The organism is Streptomyces sp. NPDC111516 (assembly GCF_055635345.1).
The window spans coordinates 48684-54683 of record NZ_JBVKBV010000032.1; the positions used below are offsets into that span (position 1 = coordinate 48684).

Genomic DNA, 6000 nt, shown 5'->3' on the forward strand with positions numbered 1-6000 from the left:
GGCATCGGTGTTCTGTCACACGACGCAGGAAGGTGGGGCTCGGGCCGCAGTGCGGGCAGCATGCGATCGGTGCTGGTGTCCCGCAGTTTTGAGCACCAGGCGTACCAGGGCCAGTGCGTTGACGTCGCCAGCGATGCGGTTGGCGCTGAGCTCGCCGCAGGACAGGCACCGGTGGCGGTATCTCGTCAGCTGTCGCGGGTGGCAGCGGCCAGGGCATCGGCAGGGGTCTGCCGATGCCCTGGTGCGCGTTCCCCATGGGGATCCGAGGCCCGGTAGCACGTCGGTGGTCCATGCCCGGTCGAGGCCCTGGTGGTCGCCTGCGGCCCAGGAATCGACCATCTGGTCCCACTTGCGGATGTTCGCCGTGCGGTACTCCACCACCCACTGGAGCGGGCGCGGCACCTGTGACCGGTTCAGCGGGTGTATCTCCACCCAGGTGCCGCCACCCGCATTGAGACGAGGCAGGACGTGGTTGGCGACGTTCTCACGTCGTACGGTCCGGTAGGTGCCGTCGATCCGGTCGAATCGTGGCGTCCTGCCGGCCGCACATCTACGACGTGGGCGTCTTGGCGGGCCGTTCGTTGGCATTGTCTTGGCCGCCGTGTCCTGTCGTGTGCTCCGGCTCCGCTGCTGGGGCAGTCACGGAGCCGGGCCGTTTGGCGTTGCGGAGCAGGGAGGCGATCAGAATGGCTCCGCCCGCCGTTACTACGACGCTGGCGACCGCGGCGATCCGCATCTCGTAGCTGAAGGCGTCGAAGGCCACCTTGCGCAGAGCCTCTGCGGTCTGGTGCGGCAGGGTCGCTGCGGTGTCGGCGGCGCCGCCGAGGGTTTCCGTTGCTGCTGCCCGCTGCCCGGGGGTGAGGCCGGCGGGGGCCTGCGACTCCATCTGCGAGCGGTAGACGGCAGTGCCGATGCTGCCCAGGACCGCGATGCCGAGCGCACCGCCGAACTCGGCGGAGGTCTCCGCCAGTGCCGAGGCCGCCCCGGCTCGCTCCGGCGGTGCGGCGGAAAGGATCACCTCTGTGACCACGGCGGAGACGCCCCCGATGCCGATGGAGACCACGGCCAGGGCGCTCACCAGGTGCACGATGCCCGAGTCGGTCCGGATCAGTGCGAGGGCGATGTAGCCGGCGGCCGCCACGGCCAGCCCGGCGGTCATCACGTTCGGCTTGCCGATGCGCGGCGCCATCGCCGTGGCCAGGGCGATGCCCACAGGCATCACGAGAAAGGTGGGCAGGGACCACAGGGCCGACTCGAACGGCCCCATTCCCAGGACGATCTGCATGAACTGCCAGTTGAACAAAGAGAATCCGACCATCGCGAAGGTCGCCAGGGCATCGATGAGCAGCGGCACGTTGAACCGACTGGTGCGGAACAGCGCGAGGTCGATCATCGGATGGGCAGCCGTGCGCTGACGGCGGACGAACAGGGTTCCGGCACTCAGTCCTGCTGCCACGCACACAGCCCCGGTCCAGCCGAAGCCGTGTCCCGCCGTCGTCTTGAGGCCGTAGATCACGGCGAGGACGGCTGCCAGGGACAGCAGGGCGCCGGGCAGGTCGAAGCGTCCCGGCTCGGGGTCTCGGTACTCAGGCAGCAGCAGTGGTCCGATGACCACCAGAAGGATCATCACGGGGACGTTGATCAGGAAGACCGAGCCCCACCAGAAGTGCTCGAGGAGCAGACCGCCGATGATCGGGCCGACGACGGCGCCGCCGGCGAAACCGGCCGTCCAGACGCCAACGGCAGTGGCCCTCTGCCGTTCGTCGAGGAACATGTTCCGGATCAGGGAGAGGGTGGAGGGGGCCAGCGAGGCTCCGGCGATGCCCATGAGGGCGCGGGTCGCGATGAGCATTTCGGGGCTGGTCGAGTAGGCCGCGAGGACCGAGGCGAGGCCGAAGGCCGCGGCGCCGGTCAGCAGTACCCGTCGCCGTCCGATCCGGTCTCCGAGAGTGCCCATCGTGATGAGCAGACCAGCCAGCAGGAACCCGTACGAATCCATGATCCACAGCTGTTGCGAACCGCTGGGCTGAAGGTCGGCCGACAGCGACGGGAGCGTGACGAACATGACCGACATGTCCATGGAGGCCAAGATGCACGGCAGCACCAGGCCGGCGAGTCCGATCCATTGCCGGGTACCGGCTTTCTTGTTTCCTTGCGTCATGTCCTTCACTCGTGCTCCTAGGGCCGACAACTGGGGGCGGATCAGCCCGATCAGTTACGTCACTTCCTGCGTACTTAGTACGCGTCACGGTGTACAGCATACGCATGCGGGCACCTCGGACAGCAAATATGTTTCGGAAGAGACGACCACTGATTCTCAGGCCGTTAACCTCGTCGGCGAGTTAGGATTTCGTCACGCGTACAGAGTGTGACGAAAAGGAGTGTGGTGATGCCGGAGCAGACGGTCTGCGCGGCCTGCGGGAAAGATCTGGAACCTGCGGAGCGGGGGCGACCGCGGCGCTTCTGCTCCCATGCCTGCCGGGCGCGGGCCTACCGAGCGCGGAAGACAGAGGCATTGACGGAGGCGAGCAGCACGGAGAACGGTGTCCCGGAGAGCGAGGCCGGCGCACCCCATCTCACCGTCGGGCGCATCACGCGGGCCGGGATCGCCATCGCGGACGCGGAGGGGCTCGACGCACTGTCCATGCGGCGGGTCGCCACCGACCTCGGCGCGAGCCCCATGGCCCTGTACCGGCACGTCGCATCCAAGGATGACCTGGTGGCCCTGATGGTGGAGGCCGCACTGACCGGCACCCCGCTGCCCGACACGCCGCCGCGGGACTGGCGACACGGCCTCGAACGGGCTGCCCACCGCGACTGGGAGCTGTACCACCGTCACCCGTGGATCCTGTCGAAGGTCCTCGTAACGACCCGCACGCACTCCAGCCGGGCACTGGCCGCGGACAGCGAGAGCACCTTCGCCGTATTCGACGGACTCGGCCTCGAACCCGCCGACGCCTTCCGTTACATGTTCATGTTCGCTTCCTACGTCCAGGGCGTGGCCCTGACCTACGTCAGCGACGTGGAAGCGGAGCGGCAGGCTCGACATACCGCCCGGCGCACGGCGAACGCCACGGACGATGCACGCAGTTCGCTCTACGAGCCCGGCGCGTACCCACGACTCGGCCCCGCGACGCGCGCGGGCGCCGACCCTTGGGACCTCGACACCCTCTTCATCTCGGGCCTTACCGGCGTCCTGGACGGCATCGCCGCCGACCTCGAACGGCGCGGCATCGGGTAGAGGACAGAGCCTCACCCGCGGTGTTTGCCAGGTTGAGTGGTGGCCTCCTCGGGCGGCATGATCATCCCTCTGGTCGGATGTGATGACGCCGTCGTACCGGGGTTTCCGCTTCCCGCCGGAGGTCTGGCTCTGTTCACGGGTAGCGACAGCAGATGTTCACGGGGTTGGGTCTGGCTCACTTTCCGTGGAGGGCTGACTGACCGTAATGTCGACCCCCTATGACCAGCAGTGAGAGGCTGACGTGAGCCAGTACTACAAATTGGGCGACCAAACCCTGTGGAACCCGTCCAACGGGGCATCCCGGCTGTTCATGAGCCAGGTCAGCGTCTATCAAGCCGAAGTGGGTCTGCCATCCGGCGTCGGCCTCATGGAAGCTGACGAGTGTCAGATCGACCCCATCGCATTCGCAGCGTTCGTCGACGCCCTGCTCGCCTGGCATAGCAAAACCAGGCACGCCGTCATGGCCACCCTGTCCGAAGGGTTCGTTGCTACGGTGCTGGCTTTGGCTGAGAAGGCGAACATCGAGGTGAACTGGCAGGCGGCCGAGAGTGCCGAGAGCGCCTATCTCAAGACGGCTTCGGATCCCCATGCAAAGGAATGGACAGCCGCGCTGCAGCAGAAGTCACGCGAGCTCACCCGACACATAGCGCCATGAGGGACTCGCTGGGCTGAACCATGGCGGTCCGGGGCGCGGGCCGGACCCCATCATTCACGGCTCACGCCGCCTTCGTAGCTCTCCACGATCTGGCGGGCCCGGTCCACGACGACCGGCCACCGGATCCGTTCACGTGCCACAGATACATGTACCCGCGCCTTCCTTGAGGGTCGCAGGCCCGCACGAGGGTGCGGCCTTGCGGAGGTCTACTGGTCTCCGGCCGCTCGCTGGGCCCGCGCCTTCGTCGCTGTTGTTCGTCGTCGGCGGGCCAGGGGACGGGCGCCCAGCAAGCGGACTGCTGATGGGCATCGGCACGGCCCCTGGCGATGGTCAGCCGGCCCGGTCCTGTCGGCGGGCGCGGCTGCCCTTCATGTCTACGGGCCGGGGACGGTTCGCGCGACCGGTGCCGGGCGAGTCGGTGACCGGGCTCCCCCGTACGGATGCTTCCTGTCCGGTCGGCGAACCGTAGGCGCGGTCGGGGCCGTCGGTGAGGGCAAGCCGATCGACGGGCAGCCGCCGAACCAGGGCTCGGTAGTGACGGCGTTCAACGCGGCCGCCGCCGGGAGTAGTGCCGATCCGGCTGAGCAGCGCGCCGGCGGTCTGCCGGCCCAGTCGTCAGCTCCGGCTCAGCCGCCGCGTGATGGCCTCCAGGAGTTCATCCAGCGCTGCCTTGTGCGTCCGCCCTCGAGGCCGGGCCAGCCCCACCCGGCTCGGTGAGACCCCGCGGACCGGACGGAACACCACGTCCGGGTGGGCGTAGAAACGGGCCGTCGACGCCGGGGCCAATGCCACACAGCCGCCGGCCACCGCTCCGAGCCACTCGTCGGGACGGCTGGTGACGGCGCCGACCCGGACGGGGTGCCCGTCCCGCTCCTCCGCCGCCAGCCAGTGCTCCCTCCAGGCTCCGGTCTCGGCTCCGGCCGCGACGAACGGCTCGTTCCACAGCTCCCGGAACTCCACCGTCTCGCTGTTCGCCAGCGGATGCCGAGCCGGCAGGAGCACCCCACGCTCCTCAACGAACAACTCCCGCACCGTCAGCCTTTCCTGCCCCGGAAACGGCAGACGCACCACTGCCGCATCCACCTCGCCCCGGGCCAGGCCGACGCTCGGGTCCGACCAGTCGAACTGCCGCAGTTCCACCCGCCACTCCGGCCGCGCCTGGCGGAACTCGGCGATGGCCTCGGGGACGGCACCCACTGCGCCCGCGTCCAGGAAGCCCAGGCGCAGCACCCGCGCCGCCCGGCCGGTTGCCTGCACCGCCTCGTCCCAGCCGTCCAGCAGTGCGGGCACCCGCGAGGCGAGCTCTCGACCAGCCTCGGTCAGCGCCATCCCCGACCGCGAACGTACGAAGAGCCGTACCCCGAGGTCGTCCTCCAGACGCCGGATCTGCTTGGTCAGCGCAGGCTGCGAGACGAACAGCCTCTCCGCTGCCCCGGTCAGGCTGCCCTCATCCGCCACCGCGGCGAAGTACCGAAGCAGACGCGTGTCCACGTCCATGCCACCAGGTTATAGAAGCAGGCATTGGACGGTGTCGAACCGCGCGCGGACCCTGAAGGCATGATCAGTACCCAGCTCGCACTCCTTGTTATCACCCTGCTCACCGCTGCCATGAACGTCGGTATCGCCGCCGCCGACCTCGCCGGGGCGCGCTTCGTGCTGGCCAACTCGGCGGAGGTGGGTGTCGCCCGATCCTGGCTGCCCCGGCTGGCCGCCCTCAAGCTGGCTGGTGCGGCGGGCCTCCTCCTCGGCCTCATCGACGCCGCCCTGAGCCCCCTCGCCGCCGCTGCGGCCTGCGGTCTCGCCCTGCTCTACCTGGGCGCGCTCATCTTTCATCTGCGCGCCCGTGTGCTCCACAACCTCGCGTTCCCCGGTTTCTACTTCGCCACCGCCGTTGCCTCGCTGGCCTTGACCGTGTCCTCTTGATGGCGCAGGACAGCAGTCGGTCATTCCTGCGCGTACGCGGCTGGCCGGCCAGCCCTGCTCTTGCCGAATACCTCATCCATGCTGGTCAGGCGGCATGTTGGTACTCGTGGAGGATGCCGCCGAGTCGTGCTCGTCGCCGTATGTCCAGATGGTCGATCCGGTCCGGATCCTCGATCGGAGC

The 6000-nt window shown here is 68.5% G+C and carries 5 protein-coding genes and 1 pseudogene; 3 read left to right on the forward strand and 3 right to left on the reverse strand.

Going from position 1 to position 6000, the window contains the following annotated elements; translation table 11 throughout:
• Positions 1–550 precede the first annotated feature (550 nt).
• Complete coding sequence (locus ACZ7L9_RS34715; protein WP_471421518.1) at positions 551–2161, reverse strand: MFS transporter; 1611 nt, start codon at positions 2159–2161, stop codon at positions 551–553.
• Between the two features lie 228 nt (positions 2162–2389).
• Between ACZ7L9_RS34715 and ACZ7L9_RS34720 the strand changes: the two genes are divergently transcribed.
• Both ACZ7L9_RS34720 and ACZ7L9_RS34725 read left to right on the forward strand, forming a co-directional pair.
• Complete coding sequence (locus tag ACZ7L9_RS34720) at positions 2390–3241, forward strand: TetR/AcrR family transcriptional regulator (RefSeq protein WP_471421519.1); 852 nt, start codon at positions 2390–2392, stop codon at positions 3239–3241.
• Positions 3242–3482: 241 nt separating this feature from the next.
• Positions 3483–3896 carry a DUF6086 family protein gene (locus ACZ7L9_RS34725; RefSeq protein WP_471421520.1) on the forward strand — a complete coding sequence of 138 codons (414 nt, stop codon included), beginning with the start codon at positions 3483–3485 and terminating at the stop codon, positions 3894–3896.
• A gap of 615 nt (positions 3897–4511) precedes the next feature.
• Here the strand turns inward: ACZ7L9_RS34725 and ACZ7L9_RS34730 are convergent.
• Complete coding sequence (locus tag ACZ7L9_RS34730) at positions 4512–5393, reverse strand: LysR family transcriptional regulator (RefSeq protein ID WP_471421521.1); 882 nt, start codon at positions 5391–5393, stop codon at positions 4512–4514.
• Between the two features lie 60 nt (positions 5394–5453).
• Here ACZ7L9_RS34730 and ACZ7L9_RS34735 point away from each other — a divergent pair, with 60 nt between their 5' ends.
• Complete coding sequence (locus tag ACZ7L9_RS34735) at positions 5454–5819, forward strand: DoxX family protein (protein ID WP_471421522.1); 366 nt, start codon at positions 5454–5456, stop codon at positions 5817–5819.
• An 85-nt stretch (positions 5820–5904) separates the two neighbouring features.
• On the opposite strand, the pseudogene ACZ7L9_RS34740 reads toward ACZ7L9_RS34735, so the two are convergent.
• A pseudogene (locus tag ACZ7L9_RS34740) lies at positions 5905–6000 on the reverse strand (integrase core domain-containing protein); the annotation flags it as partial.